Raw genomic sequence first — 18,347 nt, 5'->3', positions numbered from 1 at the left:
CCAGGCCGGACTCGCAGAGGCGAACCAAGGCCTCACCAGTTGCCGCCCGGCTTTATCTCGGGAGTCGTCCATGGCGCTGCTCGGGGCGCCAGGCCAACGCTTTGTCGCGGCTGCCCTCCTGATCGGCCGTACCGACATGGCGCACACGGCGATGGCCCGTATTGGCATCACCCAGCTTGCGACCTCGCTGACAGGATCTGAAGGAGCCCCGTTCGCATGAGTACCCTTTGCGCAGGCTGGGGCGCAGGCCCTTCCGATCGATACGCCGAACTCTCGGCGCAGTTTCAGCCGCTGTTCCGGCGCATCCGCGAGGGGGCCATCTCGCGTGAAGTACAACGGCGTCTACCCGTAGAGGAGCTTGGCTGGCTGAAGGCGGCGGGGTTCACCGCCTTGCGTCTGCCGATCGAATACGGCGGGGCAGGTATCACCCTGCCGGAGCTCTTTGCCCTGCTCATCGAACTGGGTGAGGCGGACTCCAACCTGGTCCAGGCCCTGCGCGGGCATATGGGCTTTGTCGAAGGGCTGCTGAACAGTGAGGACGAGGCGCGGCGCAGGCGCTGGTTCGCCCGTATCTCCGCCGGCGAGACCCTGGGCCCGGCTTCAAGCGAAGTGGGTGACGCCCGGCGTGCCGAGTTCAGTACCTGCCTCTGCCGGGACGGAGATTCTTTGCTGCTTTCCGGCACCAAGTTCTACACCACCGGCTCGCTCTATGCCGATTGGATCGACGTGGGCGCCACCGACGACGCGGGCAACAGGGTAACGGCCACCCTTCGCCGCGACGCCCCCGGCGTGGAGGTAGTGGATGACTGGAACGGCTTCGGCCAGACCCTCACCGCCAGTGGTACAGCGACCTTTACCAGTGTTCGGGTCGCGCCCGAGGACGTAGTGCCGGTGGGCGAGCGGTTCCGTTATTCGCCCGGGTTCTTTCAGGTGTTTCACCTCGCCAATCTGGCCGGCCTGGGACGCGCCATGAGCGGCGAGGTCGCCGCAGCAGTGGCCGCCCGCACCCGTACCTTCACCATCGGCAATGCCGACCGGGTCAGCCAAGATCCGCAAGTGCTGGCCGTGGTGGGTCAGGTGCGCAGCGCCGCCTACTGCGCCGGGGTGATCACCCTAAAGAATGCCGAGGCGCTGCAAAGGGCCTATGACCTCAGGCACGCAAACGATCCCGCCGCTGAGGATCGCGCGGTGGACTTGGCCGAACTGGAGGTCTGCCAGTCGCTGAATGTGGTTACGGACCTCATCCTCGACGCCTCCGGCCGCCTGTTCGACGCCCTGGGCGCATCGGCGACGCTGAAGCCCCAGGGGCTGGATCGCTTCTGGCGCAATGCTCGCACTCTCGCCTCCCACAATCCGCGCATCTACAAGGACCGGATCGTCGGTGACTTCGCGGTCAATGGCACTGCCCCGCCACCCCAATGGAAGATCGGTGTTGCCTGAGCATGCACGGCAGTCGAAAACGGCGAAGCGAGCCGCCCCGCACCGCTGTTCGCCACCTTCGGTGATGCGCTAAGCTTGCCGGCTTCCCTCTTGGAGCGCCGTCATGGAAAGGTCTCGCCGTAATCGTCAGGTCATGTGGAAGGCGATCAAGGATCCGCGCTTCATCCCCGTCGCGGTCGCGGCGGTGTGCATCGTGCTGTTTTTCGTACTGGGCCTGATCGACGTCCTGGGCGACTGATCCATCCGTACTCAAAGGCCGACAGGCCCCTGAGCACGGTCAGCCTGGTGCTCTCTGCGCAGGCCGCTTCGCGCGGCCAGCCTTCCAGCGAGAGGACTGCCCTCAGCCCTTGCGCTGATTGAGAAAGCGGAAGCAGCCGGCCAGCAGGTCGTCGAAGCGCCAGGGCTTGGGCAGGTAGTAGATGTCCGGTGCGCGCTCGGGTTGCAGCTCTTCGAAGTATCCGGAAGAGACGATAATGGGCAGGCCCGGCAGTTGTTGCTTGACGCGACGAGCCAACTCCAGGCCGTCGATGGCGCCCGGCATGCGGACATCGGTGATCAGCAGGTCCGGCGTGGGTTGCGCGCTGGACAGGTGTTCCCAGGCCAGGTCCGCAGTACCGAAGGTCCGTACCTCAAAGCCTTCCCCTTCGAGCACTTCTTCCATCAGCCCGAGCAACATGTTCTCGTCTTCGACGACCACTACCACTGGTTTCATAAATCCGTCTCGATCTCCGCAGGTCCGCCATCTGACTGGACGTGTCTCGTTGGGGCGCGAATTCTACTCCTATCCTGCGTCCGCTGCGCAGTCTCCTCTCAGCTTAGACCGGAGGTGCGACATCCTGCCTCACTGCTCGACAGAAAAAGGCAGAAGGGATCCGCACACGGCCAGACACCATAGGGGTGGTATTAACTCCTGAAGGGGTTTCGGCGGGTGATCAGGGAACCGCGGGTGGCCGCTCCAGTCGGAATCCAGGTATCTCGAAGGGCTTCCCGCGATTCAGGCGCGTCAGCTCTCAGGATCATGGGAAGCCGTCTGCCATAGGAGAAAGCGCATGACGGCCATCGACTGGACGGGTTGGCTCACCGCCCCCTGGATCACCACCCTGATCGCGGCGGCGGTCGCCCTGCTGATCAGCACCATTGCCCTGATCCTGGCCTTCGCCGCCATCCGCCGCCTGGCCAACCCTTTCCTGCTCGCTCGCAACCTGGTCAAGTACGCGGAGAAACCCGCACGCCTCGCCGTGCCGCTGGTCGTGCTCCAGGGTGTCTGGAACTCAGCACCCGATGCCCTGCCGCTGTTGCGTGCGGTACAGCATGTGACCGGGCTATTGAGCATCGCCGCCTTCACCTGGCTGGGCCTGCGCATGGTCAAGGCGGTGGGCGCCACCATCGCCCTGCGCAATCCGGTGGATGTGGTCGACAATCTGCGCGCCCGTCGGATCCAGACACAAAGCCGGGTACTGGTGCGCAGCCTCAGCTTCGTCGTGCTGCTGATCGGTATCGCCCTGATGCTGATGACCTTTCCGGCCGTCCGGCAGGTGGGTGCCAGCCTGCTGGCCTCGGCTGGCGTCGCCGGCCTGGTGGCCGGTATCGCGGCGCGCCCCGTGCTGGGCAACCTCATCGCTGGCTTGCAGATTGCCGTGACCCAGCCGATCCGGCTGGACGACGTGGTCATCGTCGAGGGCGAATGGGGCCGGGTGGAAGAGATCACCGGTACCTACGTGGTGGTACGCATCTGGGATGATCGCCGGCTGGTAGTGCCACTCCAGTACTTCATCGAGACACCCTTCCAGAACTGGACTCGCTCCTCCTCCAGCCTGATCGGCTCGGTATTCATCTGGGTGGATTATTCATTGCCGCTGGCGCCGATCCGCACCGAATTGGAACGCGCCTGTGCCGAAGTGCCCCATTTATGGGATGGCCGCGTCTGCGTGCTGCAGGTCACTGATGCCTCGAGCGAATCCATGCAGGTTCGAGTGCTGGTGAGCTCTGGCGACTCCTCGAAGAACTGGGACCTGCGCTGTTTCGTGCGCGAGCGGCTGATCACCTATGTCAACCGCGAATTCCCCCTCTGTCTGCCCAAGCTGCGAACCGAGCTGGGCCGTCGCGATCATCTTCCTTCATTACATTCCGACGAAAGGCATGAACCTGCGGTGCGACAGCCAGAAGTCTGACTTGGTAGTCATCTACGGCGATCTGGTGCGCAAAAAACGCTTCACTTGCCATTTATTCCTTAGCGCACCAGAGATGATCGTCAGCTTTGGGCACGCATCTGGCAATACGAAGGATAACCGCAACATTCACGCGGGAAACTTGTGACGTTGTCCATGAGTCAGTGCGAGAGCAATCTGGAAATCCGCGAAGCAGTTCTCGCCCAATTCCAGACATCTCAGAAGAGATGACCGGCAAAAAGGCTGTAGCAGCTCGGCTGTAGGCGTTTTTGAACCAGGAGCATCGAGCTTCAGGAAGAAGCAATCAGGTAAACCTCAGTCTCGAACTTGCTGCATTGGGAGCGCACCATGGCAAATGCCGTCGTGGGGAAATTTGGGGCTCTGGAGCCCGTAGAAACTGCCACTCGCACCACCAGATCCAGCTCTCCTCACAAGCGTATTGAAGAGCCTCAGCTGACGCTGAGCTCCGTTGTTGAAAGCCGCAAGCGTATTCTTTTCGTTACCCCGGAGATTTCCGACTTCGTCAAGGCCGGCGGCCTGGGCGAGGTATCCGGCGCCCTGCCCCGCGCCCTCGCCGCCTCCCATGACGTTCGGGTACTGATCCCTGGTTATCGTCAGGTGATGGCCGCGATCAAGGACCGGGTGCAGATGGTCGGCCGCATCGCCGCCCGTGCTGCCATGCCGGCCTGCGACATCGGTCGCGTCAATCTGGACGACGGGCTGGTCGTCTATGTATTGATCTGCCCTGAGCTCTACGAGCGCTCGGGCAATCCCTATGGCGACCTGAACGGCGCCGACTGGGCTGACAACCATATCCGTTTCGGTCGTCTTGCCAGCGCCGCTGCCGATTTCGCCCTGGGCGACGCCTCCATTCGCTGGGTGCCGGATCTGCTGCACCTCAACGACTGGCAGACGGGCCTTGCCGCCGGCTACCTGCGTTGGAAGGGTGCCACTACCCCCTGCCTGACCACCATCCACAACCTGGCGTATCAGGGCCTGTTCCCGGCCTCGGTCATGGCCGACCTGGATATTCCCGCCCACGCCTTCCAGATGGAAGGTCTGGAATTCTGGGGCAAGGTGTCCTTCCTCAAGGCCGGCCTGGTCTACGCCGACCACATCACCACCGTCAGCCATACCTATGCCCAGGAAATCACCACCCCGGAATTCGGCTGCGGGCTTGAAGGCCTGCTGCAGGTCAAGGCTCGTCAGGGCAAGCTGACCGGTCTGCTCAATGGCATCGACGATGGCTGGAGCGCCTGCAGCGATCCGCACCTGTGCCAGCAGTTCCACGAATCCGACTGGGACGGCAAGGCGGTCAACGCTGCCCGCATCCGCGAGGAATTCGACCTCGAGCCGTCCAATGGCCCGTTGTTCGCCGTGGTCTCGCGTCTGGTCCAGCAGAAAGGCATCGATCTGACCATCCAGGCGGCCGATCACATCGTCGCCCGCGGCGGCCAGTTGATGATCATCGGTTGCGGTGAGCCGCACATCGAGCGGCAGGTGCGTGCTCTTGCTCTGCGCTATCCGGGTCGTGTCAGCGCCCACATCGGCTTTTGCGAGACGGAAGCCCGACGCATGTATGCAGGCAGCGATTTCCTGCTGATGCCTTCGCGCTTCGAGCCCTGCGGCCTGAGCCAGATGTATGCCCAGCGCTTCGCCTCGCTGCCAATCGCTACCCGTACCGGCGGCCTGGCTGACAGCATCGAAGACGGCACTACCGGCTTCCTGTTCGCCCCGCTGTCGCTGGAAAACTACATCGGTGCGATCGATCGCGCCCTGGGCGTTTTCGAACGCCAGGGCCTGCTGCTGGCCATGCGTCACAGGGCCATGCAAGGGCCGTTCTTCTGGTCCGAATGCGCCAAACCCTATGCCTCGCTGTACCTCGATTTGCTCCAGGCCACCGCTCACCAGGAGCGTCACGTCGGCGTCTGATGTCCGACGTGGCTACCAAGCGCTTTTCCCTGGCCAAAAGGCCGACGAAAAGCGCTCACCCCGCCCAACTTTGAGCAACTCTCACCGGTCATAACAGCAACTGCGGCCAATTGGGCCGCAGTGCCTTTTTTGCCGTCCGGTTTCGGGAGTTCTCCATCCATGACTGATATTTCGCGCGACGCAGCCGCGGTAACCGGGGGCTACGCCTGGCAAACCCGCGCCGGTGCCACCCTGGTGAGCAAGGACCGTACGCTGTTTCACTTCTGGGCGCCCAGCGCCGACGCCGTGTCGGTGGTGCTGGAAGGCGGCATGACCATCCCCATGGAAGCCGAGCAAGACGGCTGGTTCGCAGTGGAGGCGCAGTGCGGTGCCGGCACCCGCTATCGCTATCAGATCGAAGATCTGTTGGTCCCGGACCCCGCTTCCCGCGCCCAGGCCGGCGATGTGCACGAGCCGAGCATCGTCATCGACCCCACCACCTACCACTGGCAGTCCGTCGAGTGGCAGGGTCGTCCCTGGCACGAAAGCGTCATCTACGAATTGCATGTCGGCACCCTGGGCGGGTTCTCGGGCGTGGAGAAATTGGTACCTCGCCTGGCCGCGCTGGGCGTCACCGCCATCGAACTGATGCCACTGTCGGAGTTCCCGGGCAGTCGCAACTGGGGCTATGACGGCGTCCTGCCCTATGCCGTGGAAGCTTCCTACGGCACCCCCGACGATCTCAAGTCGCTGATCGATACCGCCCACACCCATGGCGTCATGGTCTATCTGGACGTGGTCTACAACCACTTCGGCCCCGACGGCAACTACCTGCACGCCTACGCCGAGCGCTTCTTCCGCGAAGACATCCATACCCCCTGGGGCGCCGCCATCGACTTCCGCCAGGACGCCGTGCGCCGCTACTTCATCGACAACGCCCTGATGTGGCTGATGGAGTACCGCAGCGACGGCCTGCGCTTCGATGCCGTCCACGCCATTGGCGACAAGGGCTTCCTCGAGGAAATGGCCGAGGAGATCCGCAGTACCGTCGAGCCGGGTCGCCATGTCCACCTCATGCTGGAAAACGAAGACAACACCGCCACACTGTTGGGCGGACGGCATTACGACGCCCAGTGGGCGGACGACTGGCACAACGTCATGCACCCGTTGCTGACCGGTGAGAACGAAGGGTACTACCAAGACTTCACCGAGGATGCGACCGCCAAGCTGGTGCGCTGCCTGGGCGAAGGCTTCATCTATCAAGGCGAGCCGACCCGTCATGGCAAGGCCCGGGGTGAACCGAGCAAGAACCTGCCCGCCTCGGCCTTCGTCATCTTCCTGCAGAACCACGACCAGGTGGGTAACCGCGCCTTCGGTGAACGCCTGACCCGACTGGCGCCGGAACCCGCACTGAAGGCCGCTACCGCCCTGCTGCTGCTCAGCCCGATGATTCCCTTGCTGTTCATCGGTGAGGAATGGGGCAGCCGCCAACCCTTCCTGTTCTTCACCAGCCACAACGACGAGCTGGCCGAACTGGTACGGGATGGCCGCCGCAACGAGTTCAAGGACTTCGACTTCTTCACCAGTGAAGAACATCGCCAGCAGATCCCCGATCCGAATGCGCCCAAGACCTTCGAAAATTCCAAACCCAACTTCGGCGAGGCCGATCAGCCTGACCATGCCGCCTGGCTTGGCCTGTATCGCGAGCTGCTGGAGATCCGTCGCCGGGAACTCTTCCCGCGCCTGGAAGGCGCTCGTGCCGAAGGCGCCGAAGCCCTGGCTGACCGCGCCGTGCGGGCACGCTGGAGCCTGGCCGATGGCAGCCGACTGACCATCGAACTCAACCTGAGCGAGAACGCCGTGCAGGTGGACGAGGCGCCCCAGGGTGAATTGCTGCACAGCAGCGACGCTGCAGCAACGCCAGCACGTCAGGAAGGTCAGCTGGCTGCCCACTGCGCACTGGTCTGGCTGGAGAAACAGGCATGAGTGGAGATCGTCTGGAACAATTAGCCAAGACCGCCGGTATCGCCATCGAATGGACCGCCTACGATGGCAAGCGCCAACGGGTGAGCCCCGAGGCGCTACGCAATCTGCTCAAGGCCATCGAGCTACCCGCGGACAGTGACGCGGACATTGATGCCAGCCTGCGCAAGCTGGCCGAGGTCGGTGACAAGGATCACCTGCCACCCCTCCTCACGGCCGTGGTCGGTAAACCCGTCGGGACACCCGACCAGTTCAAGCGTGGCGTCCGCTATGAGGTGCAGTTGGAAGACGGCGAGCGCCTGGAAGGTCAGGTAGATGACCAGGGCCAGCTCGCGCCCATCAGTGCCGTCGGTTATCACCAGGCAGAAATCGGTGGTGAAGCCCTGACCCTGGCCGTTGCGCCGGAGCGCTGCTTCACCATCGCCGACGCTACAGGCGACGAGCAGGCCCGGCTCTGGGGCCTGGCTGTGCAGCTCTATAGCCTCAGACGCGACGGTGGCAGCGGTGCGGGCGATTTGCAGGGTCTGGTGCAGCTCGCCAAGGCAGCTGCCGGCAAGGGCGCCGATGCCCTGGCCATCAGCCCGCTGCACGCCATGTTCAGCGCCGATGGCAGTCGCTACAGCCCCTATTCGCCGTCGAGTCGGGTGTTCTTCAATGTGCTCTATGCCGCGCCAGAGCTGGTGCTGGGCGCCGAGCCCGTGCGTCAGGCCATGCAGCGTGCCGGCCTGCAGGCGGAAGCCGAGCGCCTCGAACAGCTTGAGCTGATCGACTGGCCGGCCCTGGCCAAGCTGCGGCTGCGCCTGCTGCGCACCCTGCATCTGGAGTTTCGCACCGCCGCCGGCACACTGCGCGAGCGCTTCGAGGCCTTCCGCCGCGACGGTGGCGAAGCCCTGGAGAATCACTGCCGCTTCGAAGCCCTGCATGCCTCCTTCACCCAGGGTAATGCCTCGCCGAGCTGGCAGCATTGGCCGCAGCAGTATCGCGACCCCAAGAATCCTGCCGTGGCTGAGTTCGCCGAACGCCACGCCCAGGACGTGGAGTTCTATGCCTTCACCCAGTGGCTGGCCAGCGAAGGGCTGTCCGCCGCCCAGAAGCAGTGCCGAGAATCGGGTATGAAGATCGGTCTGATCGCCGACATCGCCGTGGGCGCGGATGGGGGTGGCAGCCAGGCCTGGAGTCGTCAGGAAGAACTGCTGGCTTCGGTCACCGTGGGTTGTCCGCCGGACCTGCTCAACCAGAAGGGCCAGGGCTGGGGCATTTCCGCCTTCTCGCCCACCGGGATGGTCAAGCACGGCTTCCGCGCCTTCATCGAGATGCTCAGGGCCAACTTCGCTCACGCCGGCGGTGTGCGCATCGATCACGTAATGGGCCTGCAGCGCCTCTGGCTGGTACCCGAGGGCGCTTCCCCGGCCGACGGTGCCTATCTCTCCTACCCCATCGACGACCTGCTGCGGCTGGTCGCCCTGGAGTCCTGGCGCCATCGCTGCGTGGTCATGGGCGAGGACCTGGGCACGGTGCCCGAGGGGTTCCGCGAACGCCTGGCCGAGCGCGCCGTCATGGGTATGCAGATACTGCTGTTCGAACGCGACGACAAGGCCTTCAAGCCCGCCGCGGCCTGGTCGGACACCGCCATGGGGATGCCCACCACCCACGATCTGCCAACCCTCACCGGCTGGTGGCAGGGCCGTGATGCCGACTGGCAGGAAAAGCTCGGCCTGCTGCCCGACGGCACCACGCGCCAGGACCGGCTCGACGAGCGCGCCGAGGATCGTCAATACCTGGCCAAGGTGCTGAAGCTGGACGACACCCGCGAAAGCAATGTCGAACAGGCCGTCGACGCCGCCATCGAGTTCATCGGCCGCACCCCTGCGCCACTGATCATCCTGCCGGTTGAAGACGCCCTGGGTCAGCTGGAACAGGCCAACCTGCCTGGCACCACCAACGAACATCCCAACTGGCTGCGCCGCTGGGACGCTCCTGCGGAGCGCCTGCTGGACGCAACCACCCCTGAACGACGCCTAAGCGTGCTGAGCACTGCCCGTAACAATCCGGAGAACACTCGATGAGTCGCTTGCGCGCTACCGTACGCCTGCAGTTCCACAAGGATTTCACCTTCGACGATGCCCTGCCCCTGGTCGATTATTACGCCAAGCTGGGCATCAGCCATGTCTATGCATCCCCCATCACCACGGCCCGCGCCGGGTCCGTGCACGGCTACGACGTGGTCGACCCGACCCGGGTCAACCCTGAGCTGGGCGGCGAAGAGGCGTTGCGTCGCCTGGTGGCCCGCCTGCGCGAGCACGGCATGGGCCTGATCGCCGACTTCGTGCCCAACCACACCAATGTGGGTGGCTCGGAAAACGCCTGGTGGCTGGACATCCTCGAATGGGGACGCCAGAGCCGCTATGCCAGCTTCTATGACATCAATTGGTACGGACCGGACCCGGATCTGCAAGGCCAGGTCTTGCTGCCCTTCCTGGGAGATGCCTATGGCAACGTGCTGCAGGCCGGTGACCTCAAGCTGGTGTTCGACGCCGAGCAAGGCGCCTTCCGCGTGGAGTACTACGCCCACCACTTCCCCATCAACCCAGGCACCTATGGCCAGATCCTGCGCGAGAGCGACCTGCCTCAACTGAGCCTCTTCGCTGATGCCTTCTCGGCGCGTGCCAAGGACCTGGAAGAAGCCCACGGCGCCCAGCGCCAGCTGGCGGACGCCGCCAAGGACCCGGCCGTGGCAGCCGCCATCGAGAAAGCGGTCGCCGCCTTCGACGGTAGCCAGCCCGCCAACCAGGAACGCCTGCACGCCTTGCTGGAAAGCCAGCACTACCGCCTGGCCAGCTGGCGTACCGCCTCGGACGACATCAACTGGCGACGCTTCTTCGACATCACCGAACTGGGCGGCCTGCGCATGGAACGCCACGAGGTGTTCGAGGAAACCCATTCGCTGATCTTCCGCCTCATCAGCGAAGGCCTGCTCGACGGCCTGCGCCTGGATCACATCGACGGCCTGGCCAATCCCCGTGCCTATTGCCGCAAGCTGCGTCGCCGCGTGGACGACCTCTGCGCCAGCCGCACCGATGGTGCGCCGGAAGATGGCTTCCCCATCTATATCGAGAAGATCCTGGCCGACGGCGAGCAGCTGCGCGAAGGCTGGGGCATCGATGGCACCACCGGCTACGAGTTCATGAACGAGGTCTCGGCGGTGCAGCATGCCGCCAGCGGCGAAGCGCCCCTGCGTCAGTTCTGGGCCGAGCAGACCGGTCGTACCGAGGACTTCCTCGAAGAGGTACGGGAAGCACGGCGCCTGGTGCTCACCGGCGCGCTGTCCAGCGAATTCGAATCGGCCGTGCATACCCTGCACCTCTTGGCCCAACAGGACTGGCGTACCCGTGACACCAGCCAGGGCGCCATCCGCCGGGTGCTGCTGGAGCTGATCGTGCAGTTCAAGGTCTATCGCACCTATGCCGGCGCAGCTGGTTTCGTCGGTGCCGATGCCCAGTGGTTCGATACCGCGCTGGAAGCGGCCCGCCCCCACGTCAGCGAAGCGGAACAGCCGCTGCTGGAGCAATTGCGCGCCTGGCTGGGTGGCGATGCACCGCGGCACAAGCCGGTGGGCAGCGTGGCCCGTCGCGAACAGCGTCGCGCCATCACCAAGTTCCAGCAACTCACCTCGCCCATCGCCGCCAAGGCTGTGGAAGACACCGCCTGCTATCGTTCAGCCCCTCTGCTCTCGCGCAACGATGTGGGTTTCGATCCCCAGCATTTCGCCCAACCCGTGAGTGCCTTCCACAAGGCCAGCGGTTGGCGCGCCGAGCACTTCCCGCGCAACATGCTGACCACTGCGACCCACGACCACAAGCGCGGCGAAGACACCCGTGCGCGTCTGGCGGTGGTCTCCGAACGACCGGATGCCTATATCGCCCAGGTCAGTGGCTGGATGGATCAGGCGGCTCCCCTGCGTGGCCAGTGGAACGATGCTCCCGCGCCGACCCCGGGCGATGAGCTGATGCTCTACCAGACCCTGCTCGCCAGCTGGCCGCTGCACCTGGAAGCCGACGATCAGGCCGGCCTGCAGGCCTATCTGGAACGCCTGCTGCAGTGGCAGGAAAAGGCCCTGCGTGAAGAGAAGCTGGAGTCCGACTGGTGGGCGCCGAACGGCGACTACGAGGCAGCCTGCAAAGCCTTCCTGGAAGGCCTGCTGACCAACGACGACTACCGCGCCCTGCGCGGCGAGATCGTGACCGCCGTACGCGAACTGGCTCCCGCTGGCGCTCTGAACGGCCTGGTGCAGATGCTGCTGCGCAACACCGCGCCCGGCGTTCCCGACCTCTATCAGGGCGGTGAATTCTGGGACTTCAGTCTGGTGGAACCCGACAACCGCCGCGCCGTGGACTATGCGCCGCGCCAGCAGGCCCTGGCGCAACACGCCTCTGCCAGTGCGGCACTGGACGCCTGGCAGGACGGCGCGGTCAAGCAACAGGTGCTGGCCACCGTGCTGCAACTGCGCAAGCAGCAACCGCAGCTGTTCACCGAAGGTACCTACCTGCCGCTGACCGTCGCGGGAGCCCATGCCGATCAGGTGCTGGCCTTCGCCCGTACCTTTCAGCAGCACGCGGTGATCGTCATTGTGCCGGTACATGCCTCCGACCTGCTGGAAACCGGTGGGAAGCTCACCTTTTCTGCAGAGGCGTGGCAGGACACCCGGATAAAACTCCCGGAAACCTTGTCCATGTACCGTTTTGGGGAAACTTTTGCCCCTTCGTCTGTCCATGACCAGAAGAAAGAGCTTTCTGTCGGCGAGGTTCTGGCACGTTTTCCGCTTGGATTGCTCAGCACACAAGACATCACTCAAGGAGCCGCACCGCAATGACCCAAAAAGACGAACGCATCCAGCAGCTCGCCTATCAGATCTGGGAGTCCGAAGGACGGCCGGCCCATGAACATGATCGCCACTGGGAGATGGCGACCCGCTTGTACGAAGCCGAACAGGAAGGCGTCGCCAAGAAGACCGCTGCCAAGAAACCGCGCGCTGCCACGGCTGCAGCGAGCGCGGAAAAGCCCGTTGCAGGCAAGGCGCGCACCACTGGCAAGACCAAGAGTGGCAGCGAGAAGGCTGCCACCGAGGCCGCAGCCGCTGGTGAGTCGGTGACCGAGAAGGTCGAGTCGGCCGCCAAGAAGGTCGCCTCCAAGGTGAAGCAGGCGGTCAAGCCCAGTGCAAGCAAGACCACCGCTAGCAAGGCTAAAGCCGATGCCAATGTCGAGGCGACTGGCGTAGGTGTGGCACCTGCCACGCCGAAGAAGCCTCGTGCTTCCCGCGCCAAGTCGGCGACGGCCAAGCCCGCCGCCAGCGAGTGATGTGATGTTCGGCCTGGCCAATCGGCCAGGCCTTCCCCCTGCCGCCTCGCTGCGGCCTCCGTGCAACTGCCTTTTTCCTCATTTTTTCTTGAAAAAACAACGCTTTGTCGGTTAGCCATCAGGGCTTGGAACTGCGCTGCGTCGGGCCTTTCATATACAGGTAGCCGGATCTGTATCGATTCAGCCACCGGCAGGTATTGAGAGCCGAGTCAGAGCTACTTCCTTCCTAGCTATCCCGAGAGCGTCGAAATGACTTCAACTGATTCCAACAAGCCCTTAACCGAAGCGACCACTTTCATCAGTAAGTCCAAGTCTCGTGTTCGTGAAGGCCTGCCCTACCCCCTGGGCGCTACCTGGGACGGCTCCGGCGTGAACTTCGCCATCTTTTCCGCCAACGCCACCAAGGTCGAACTTTGCCTCTTCGACGATGAAGGCAAGGAAGAAATCGAGCGCATCGAACTGCCGGAATTCACCAACGAGATCTGGCACGGCTACCTGCCCGATGCCCGTCCTGGCACTCTCTACGGTTACCGTGTACACGGCCCCTACGAGCCGCAGAATGGCCATCGCTTCAACCACAACAAGCTGCTGATCGATCCCTACGCCAAGCAGATCGTCGGTGAGCTGGAGTGGAACGATGCCCTGTTCGGCTACACCATCGGCCATGACGATGGCGATCTGTCCTTCGACGAGCGTGACAGCGCCCCTTTCATGCCGCGCTGCCGGGTGATCGACCCTGCCTTCACCTGGGGTAACACCACCCATCCGCGTGTCCCGCGTGATCGCACCGTGTTCTATGAGACCCACGTCCGCGGCTACACCATGCTTCACCCGGCAGTGCCCGAGAATGCCCGAGGCACCTTCTCCGGTCTGCAGGAAAGCGAGGTGATCGACTACATCAAGTCCCTCGGCGTGACCTCCGTCGAGCTGATGCCGATCCACTACTTCCTTGATGACAACCACCTGCTGGAAAAGGGCCTGAGAAACTTCTGGGGCTACAACACCCTGGCGTTCTTCGCCCCGCATTCGCGCTACATGGCCAGTCAGTCCATCGGCGAATTCAAGGTGATGGTCGCGCGCATGCACAATGCCGGCCTCGAAGTCATTCTCGACGTGGTCTACAACCACACCGCCGAAGGCAACGAGATGGGTCCGACCCTCTCGCTCAAGGGCATCGACAACGCCAACTACTACCGCCTGATGCCCGATGATGCGCGCTACTACATCAACGACACCGGCACCGGTAATACCCTGAACATGAGCCACCCCTGCGTCCTGCAGATGGTGACCGACTCGCTGCGCTACTGGGCGACCGAAATGGGTGTGGACGGCTTCCGCTTCGACCTGGCGACCATCCTGGGCCGTGAGCCGGATGGCTTCGACGAAGGCGGCGGTTTCCTGCATGCCTGTCGTCAGGATCCGATCCTGGCCGAGACCAAGCTCATCGCCGAGCCCTGGGACTGTGGCCCCGGTGGCTACCAGGTCGGCAACTTCCCGCCCGGCTGGATGGAGTGGAACGATACCTTCCGCGACACCGCGCGTGCCTTCTGGAAGGGTGACGAAGACAAGATCGGCGATTTCGCGAAGATCCTCCTGGGCTCCGGCGACAAGTTCAACCGCCGTGGTCGCAAGCCTTATTCTTCCGTGAACTTCGTGACCGCCCACGATGGCTTCACCCTGGCCGACACCGTGTCGTACAACGACAAGCACAACGAGGCCAATGGCGAAGGCAACAACGACGGTCACTCCCACAACCTGTCGTGGAACTGCGGCGTCGAAGGCGAGACCGACGATCCGGAAATCATCGAGCTGCGCTATCGGCAGATGCGCAATCTGCTGGCTACGCTGTTCCTCTCCCAGGGCACGCCCATGCTGCTGGCGGGTGACGAATTCGCCCGTACCCAGGGCGGTAACAACAACGGTTACTGCCAGGACAGCGAAATCGGCTGGGTGAACTGGGAGATCAGCGACAAGAGTGCCGAGCTCCAAGAGTACGTGCGCAATCTGATCGACTTGCGTCGTCGTTATCCCCTGCTGCGTCGTAGCCGCTTCTTCACCGGTGCCTACAACGAGGAACTGGGCGTCAAGGACGTCACCTGGCTGCAGCCCGGTGGTACCGAGATGGGCGACGAGCAGTGGCAGGACGGCAGCAACAAGTGCATGGGCATCCTGCTCGATGGCCGGGCCCAGCCGACCGGTATTCGCCGCAAGGGCGCGGATACCTCGCTGCTGATTCTGGTCAATGCTCACTATGACGTGGTGGATTTCACCCTGCCGGAAGTCCCCATGGGCGAGCATTGGTCCCTGCAGCTGGATACCAATCAGCCTGACCTGGATACCGGCGACGTCTTCAAATTCGGAGAAACCTATCAGGTCACCGGACGTTCGGTATTGCTGTTCGAGCTGACCCAGACCAAGCGGAGGAAGCGCCAGGCATGACGAATGCGCAACAGGGTTTTTCGTTCAAGGTCCTGACCATCAACACGCACAAGGGCTTCACGTCCTTCAACCGCAAGTTCATCTTGCCGGAGTTGCGCGAAGCGGTGCGGACGGTGTCAGCGGACATTGTCTTCTTGCAGGAGGTGTTGGGCACCCACGAGAAACACCCGTTGCGCTTCGAGAACTGGCCGGCTGCGCCGCAGTACGAGTTCCTGGCCGATTCGATGTGGACCGATTTCGCCTACGGGCGAAATGCGGTCTACCCGGACGGCCATCACGGTAATGCGGTGCTGTCGAAGTTTCCCATCGTCAGTTACGACAACTTCGACATTTCCATCGCCGGTCCGGAAAAGCGCGGAATGCTTCACTGCGTTCTGCGCATTCCGGATCAGGCCCTGGATCTGCATGTCATCTGCGTCCATCTGGGTCTGCGCGAAAAGCATCGCCAGATGCAGATGAAGCTGATCTGCGAACACATCAATTCCCTGCCCAGTGACGCGCCTGTCGTGGTGGCCGGGGATTTCAACGACTGGCGGCAGAAGGCCAATGACATCCTTGGCCAGGGCGCAGGCCTCGAAGAAGTGTTCATGAAAACCGCGGGACGGCTACCCAAGACCTTCCCGGCAAAGCGCCCGCTGCTCTGCCTGGATCGCATCTATACCCGCAACGTCAGTGTCGGTCGCCCACAGGTGCTGGGCAATCAGCCATGGTCGCACCTGTCCGACCATGCCCCCTTGGCTGCGGACTTCCATCTATGAATTTCGAATGGCGGGACGGAAACCGCATCGCCCTGCTGGAAAACGGCGAAGACTTCTTTCCACGGGTCTTCGAAGCGATCCGCGAGGCCGAGCGTGAAGTCATCATCGAGACCTTCATTCTCTTCTATGACAAGGTCGGCAAAGCCCTGCAGCAGGAGCTGGTAACCGCCGCCAAGCGCGGCGTCCAGGTGGATATCACCGTGGACGCCTATGGCTCGCCCGATCTGCCGCGGGAGTTTCTCGACGAGATGGTCCATGCCGGTGTCCGCTTCCGCTACTACGACCCGCGCCCGCTGGTGATGGGAATGAGGACCAACCTCTTCCGCCGCCTGCATCGCAAGATCGTGGTCGTGGATGCCCGGTTGGGTTTCATCGGTGGCATCAATTACTCCGCCGAGCACCTGGGCGACTTCGGACCGGAAGCCAAGCAGGATTATGCCGTCGAGGTGGAAGGTCCCATCGTCGACGACATCCACCGTTTCGCTCGTGACGCCATCAACTCTCCCGAGGAAACCCACCGCTGGTGGGGAAAGCGCTCGCAGAAGCCGGCCAACAACCGCAATCCGGGCAATGCCCAGGCGTTGCTGGTATTCCGTGACAATGACGAGCACCGTGCCGACATCGAGACGCACTACCTGGAGATGCTGCGCAACGCCAAGCGCGAGGTGGTGATCGCCAACGCCTATTTCTTCCCGGGCTATCGCCTGCTGCGAGAGATGCGCAACGCGGCGCAACGTGGCGTTCGGGTCGTCCTCATCGTCCAGGGCGAGCCGGACATGGCCATCGTCAAGGTGGGCGCCCAGATGCTCTACAACTACCTGGTCAAGGCCGGGGTGGAGATCTATGAGTATTGCCTCAGACCCCTGCATGGCAAGGTGGCGACCATGGACGAGCATTGGTCCACGGTAGGATCGAGCAATCTCGATCCCCTGAGCCTGTCGCTCAACCTGGAATGCAATCTGATCTTTCACGACCACGCCTTCAACCGTGAATTGCGCGGTCGCCTGGAATCCCTGATCCAGAATCACTGCGAGCACGTCGACAGCAACAAGGTGCCCAAGCGCACCTACTGGCACCTGGCGAAGACGATGCTGGTCTTTCACTTCCTGCGCCATTTCCCTGCCTGGGTCGGCTGGCTGCCCGGTCACACGCCCAAGATCGAATTGGTGAGCCCACCGGTTCAGCCCGAGCTCGAAACCCAGGACCGCGTGGACCCCACGATTTCAAGGTATCCCCAACGATGAGCAGCCGCAGCGACACCCTCGAACATACAGAGGGCGACGAAGACCATCAGCAGACCGCGGACAAGCCGCAGAACGGCCGCTGGGCCCTGGCCAAACGCATCCTGGCCTGGGTCTTCCTGATCGCGGTCATCGTCCTGCTGGTGATCTACGCCCGCAAGGTCGACTGGGGCGAAGTCTGGAAAGTATTCACCGGCTACAAGATCACCACCCTCGCCATGGTCGGGGGCCTGGTGGTGCTGTCGTACGTCATGTACGGCTGCTACGACCTCATCGGCCGTGCCTACTGTGGCCACAAGCTGGTCAAGCGCCAGGTGTTCCTGGTGTCCTTCATCTGCTACGCCTTCACCCTCACCCTAAGTACCTGGGTGGGTGGCATTGGCATGAGGTATCGCCTCTACTCACGATTAGGACTTTCCAGCGGCACCATCACCCGGATCTTTTCGCTGAGCATCGCTACCAACTGGCTGGGCTACGTCCTGTTGGCCGGCGGTATCTTCGTCAGCGGTGTGGTGGACATGCCGCCCAACTGGTTCGTCGGCGATACCACCTTGCGCCTGATCGGCTTCGGCCTGCTCGCCTTCATCGTCTTCTACCTGGGGGTGTGTACCTTCGCCAAGCAACGGGAGTGGACGATCCGCAAGCAGCGTCTCGCCCTGCCCTCGCTGCGCATGGCCTGCCTGCAGCTGCTGGTGTCGTCGGTCAACTGGATGGCCATGGCGGCGATCGTCTATCTCTTCCTCGGCCGCCAGGTGGACTATCTGCATGTGCTCGGGGTGCTGTTGCTCTCCAGCATCGCCATGGTCATCGTCCACATCCCGGCCGGTGTAGGGGTGCTGGAGACGGTATTCATCGCCCTGCTGGCCAATGACGGCCTCTCCCAGGGCAAGATCATCGCCGCCCTGCTTGGCTATCGGACGCTGTATTTCATCGTCCCCCTGCTTATCGCTGCCGTGCTGTACTTCGCCCTGGAAAGCCGCGCCAAGAAGCTCAAGCGCAGCAACGACCGCCGGGAAGAACGCAAGCAGCATGAACAGGGTGCACGCTGAAGC

Annotated in this window: 14 protein-coding genes; 13 read left to right on the top strand and 1 reads right to left on the bottom strand. The window is 63.1% G+C overall.

Translation table 11 applies throughout. The features are described from left to right. Positions 1-70: 70 nt before the first annotated feature. From ACWPW1_RS11075 to ACWPW1_RS11065, 3 genes are all read left to right on the top strand, one after another. A complete protein-coding gene (locus ACWPW1_RS11075) occupies positions 71-220 on the top strand; it encodes a hypothetical protein (protein ID WP_454252913.1) in 150 nt (49 codons plus the stop codon). After that, the gene (locus ACWPW1_RS11070; protein WP_434776490.1) at positions 217-1,440 is read left to right on the top strand and encodes an acyl-CoA dehydrogenase family protein; all 1,224 of its coding nucleotides are present in this window, start codon (positions 217-219) and stop codon (positions 1,438-1,440) included. The genes ACWPW1_RS11075 and ACWPW1_RS11070 overlap by 4 nt, the downstream gene beginning before the upstream one ends. Before the next feature lie 103 nt (positions 1,441-1,543). Continuing rightward, positions 1,544-1,678, top strand: a complete 135-nt coding sequence (locus ACWPW1_RS11065; protein WP_257721115.1) for a hypothetical protein — start codon at positions 1,544-1,546, stop codon at positions 1,676-1,678. A 102-nt stretch (positions 1,679-1,780) separates the two neighbouring features. On the opposite strand, the gene ACWPW1_RS11060 is transcribed toward ACWPW1_RS11065, so the two are convergent. Next, complete coding sequence (locus tag ACWPW1_RS11060) at positions 1,781-2,152, bottom strand: response regulator (RefSeq protein ID WP_059314778.1); 372 nt, start codon at positions 2,150-2,152, stop codon at positions 1,781-1,783. 337 nt (positions 2,153-2,489) lie between these two features. Here ACWPW1_RS11060 and ACWPW1_RS11055 point away from each other — a divergent pair, with 337 nt between their 5' ends. The 10 genes from ACWPW1_RS11055 (at position 2,490) to ACWPW1_RS11010 (ending at position 18,344) form a co-directional block, all read left to right on the top strand. Then, the gene (locus ACWPW1_RS11055; protein ID WP_059314777.1) at positions 2,490-3,611 is read left to right on the top strand and encodes a mechanosensitive ion channel family protein; all 1,122 of its coding nucleotides are present in this window, start codon (positions 2,490-2,492) and stop codon (positions 3,609-3,611) included. A 345-nt stretch (positions 3,612-3,956) separates the two neighbouring features. Further along, positions 3,957-5,540 carry a glycogen synthase GlgA gene (gene glgA, locus ACWPW1_RS11050; RefSeq protein ID WP_271654735.1) on the top strand — a complete coding sequence of 528 codons (1,584 nt, stop codon included), beginning with the start codon at positions 3,957-3,959 and terminating at the stop codon, positions 5,538-5,540. Between the two features lie 159 nt (positions 5,541-5,699). After that, positions 5,700-7,505 (top strand): malto-oligosyltrehalose trehalohydrolase, encoded by a 1,806-nt coding sequence (gene treZ, locus ACWPW1_RS11045; RefSeq protein ID WP_454252912.1) that lies wholly within the window; start codon positions 5,700-5,702, stop codon positions 7,503-7,505. Continuing rightward, positions 7,502-9,568, top strand: a complete 2,067-nt coding sequence (malQ, locus tag ACWPW1_RS11040) for a 4-alpha-glucanotransferase (protein WP_434776488.1) — start codon at positions 7,502-7,504, stop codon at positions 9,566-9,568. Before treZ ends, malQ begins: the two co-directional genes overlap by 4 nt. Then, on the top strand, positions 9,565-12,372 hold the full coding sequence (treY, locus tag ACWPW1_RS11035; protein ID WP_454252911.1) for a malto-oligosyltrehalose synthase: 2,808 nt from the start codon (positions 9,565-9,567) through the stop codon (positions 12,370-12,372). The genes malQ and treY overlap by 4 nt, the downstream gene beginning before the upstream one ends. Beyond that, positions 12,369-12,857: a DUF2934 domain-containing protein gene (locus ACWPW1_RS11030; RefSeq protein ID WP_323148071.1), complete on the top strand. Its 489-nt coding sequence runs from the start codon at positions 12,369-12,371 to the stop codon at positions 12,855-12,857. The genes treY and ACWPW1_RS11030 overlap by 4 nt, the downstream gene beginning before the upstream one ends. Before the next feature lie 249 nt (positions 12,858-13,106). Next, positions 13,107-15,296: a glycogen debranching protein GlgX gene (glgX, locus tag ACWPW1_RS11025; RefSeq protein WP_271654730.1), complete on the top strand. Its 2,190-nt coding sequence runs from the start codon at positions 13,107-13,109 to the stop codon at positions 15,294-15,296. Continuing rightward, positions 15,293-16,054 (top strand): endonuclease/exonuclease/phosphatase family protein, encoded by a 762-nt coding sequence (locus ACWPW1_RS11020; RefSeq protein WP_059314772.1) that lies wholly within the window; start codon positions 15,293-15,295, stop codon positions 16,052-16,054. Before glgX ends, ACWPW1_RS11020 begins: the two co-directional genes overlap by 4 nt. After that, on the top strand, positions 16,051-17,298 hold the full coding sequence (clsB, locus tag ACWPW1_RS11015) for a cardiolipin synthase ClsB (RefSeq protein ID WP_454252910.1): 1,248 nt from the start codon (positions 16,051-16,053) through the stop codon (positions 17,296-17,298). The genes ACWPW1_RS11020 and clsB overlap by 4 nt, the downstream gene beginning before the upstream one ends. Further along, positions 17,295-18,344: a lysylphosphatidylglycerol synthase domain-containing protein gene (locus ACWPW1_RS11010; protein ID WP_434776486.1), complete on the top strand. Its 1,050-nt coding sequence runs from the start codon at positions 17,295-17,297 to the stop codon at positions 18,342-18,344. The genes clsB and ACWPW1_RS11010 overlap by 4 nt, the downstream gene beginning before the upstream one ends. Positions 18,345-18,347 lie beyond the last annotated feature (3 nt).

This window comes from Pseudomonas sp. Marseille-Q7302, from assembly GCF_965111925.1.
The sequence above is the reverse complement of the archived record's forward strand: the minus strand, read 5'-3'. Positions and strand labels throughout refer to the sequence as shown.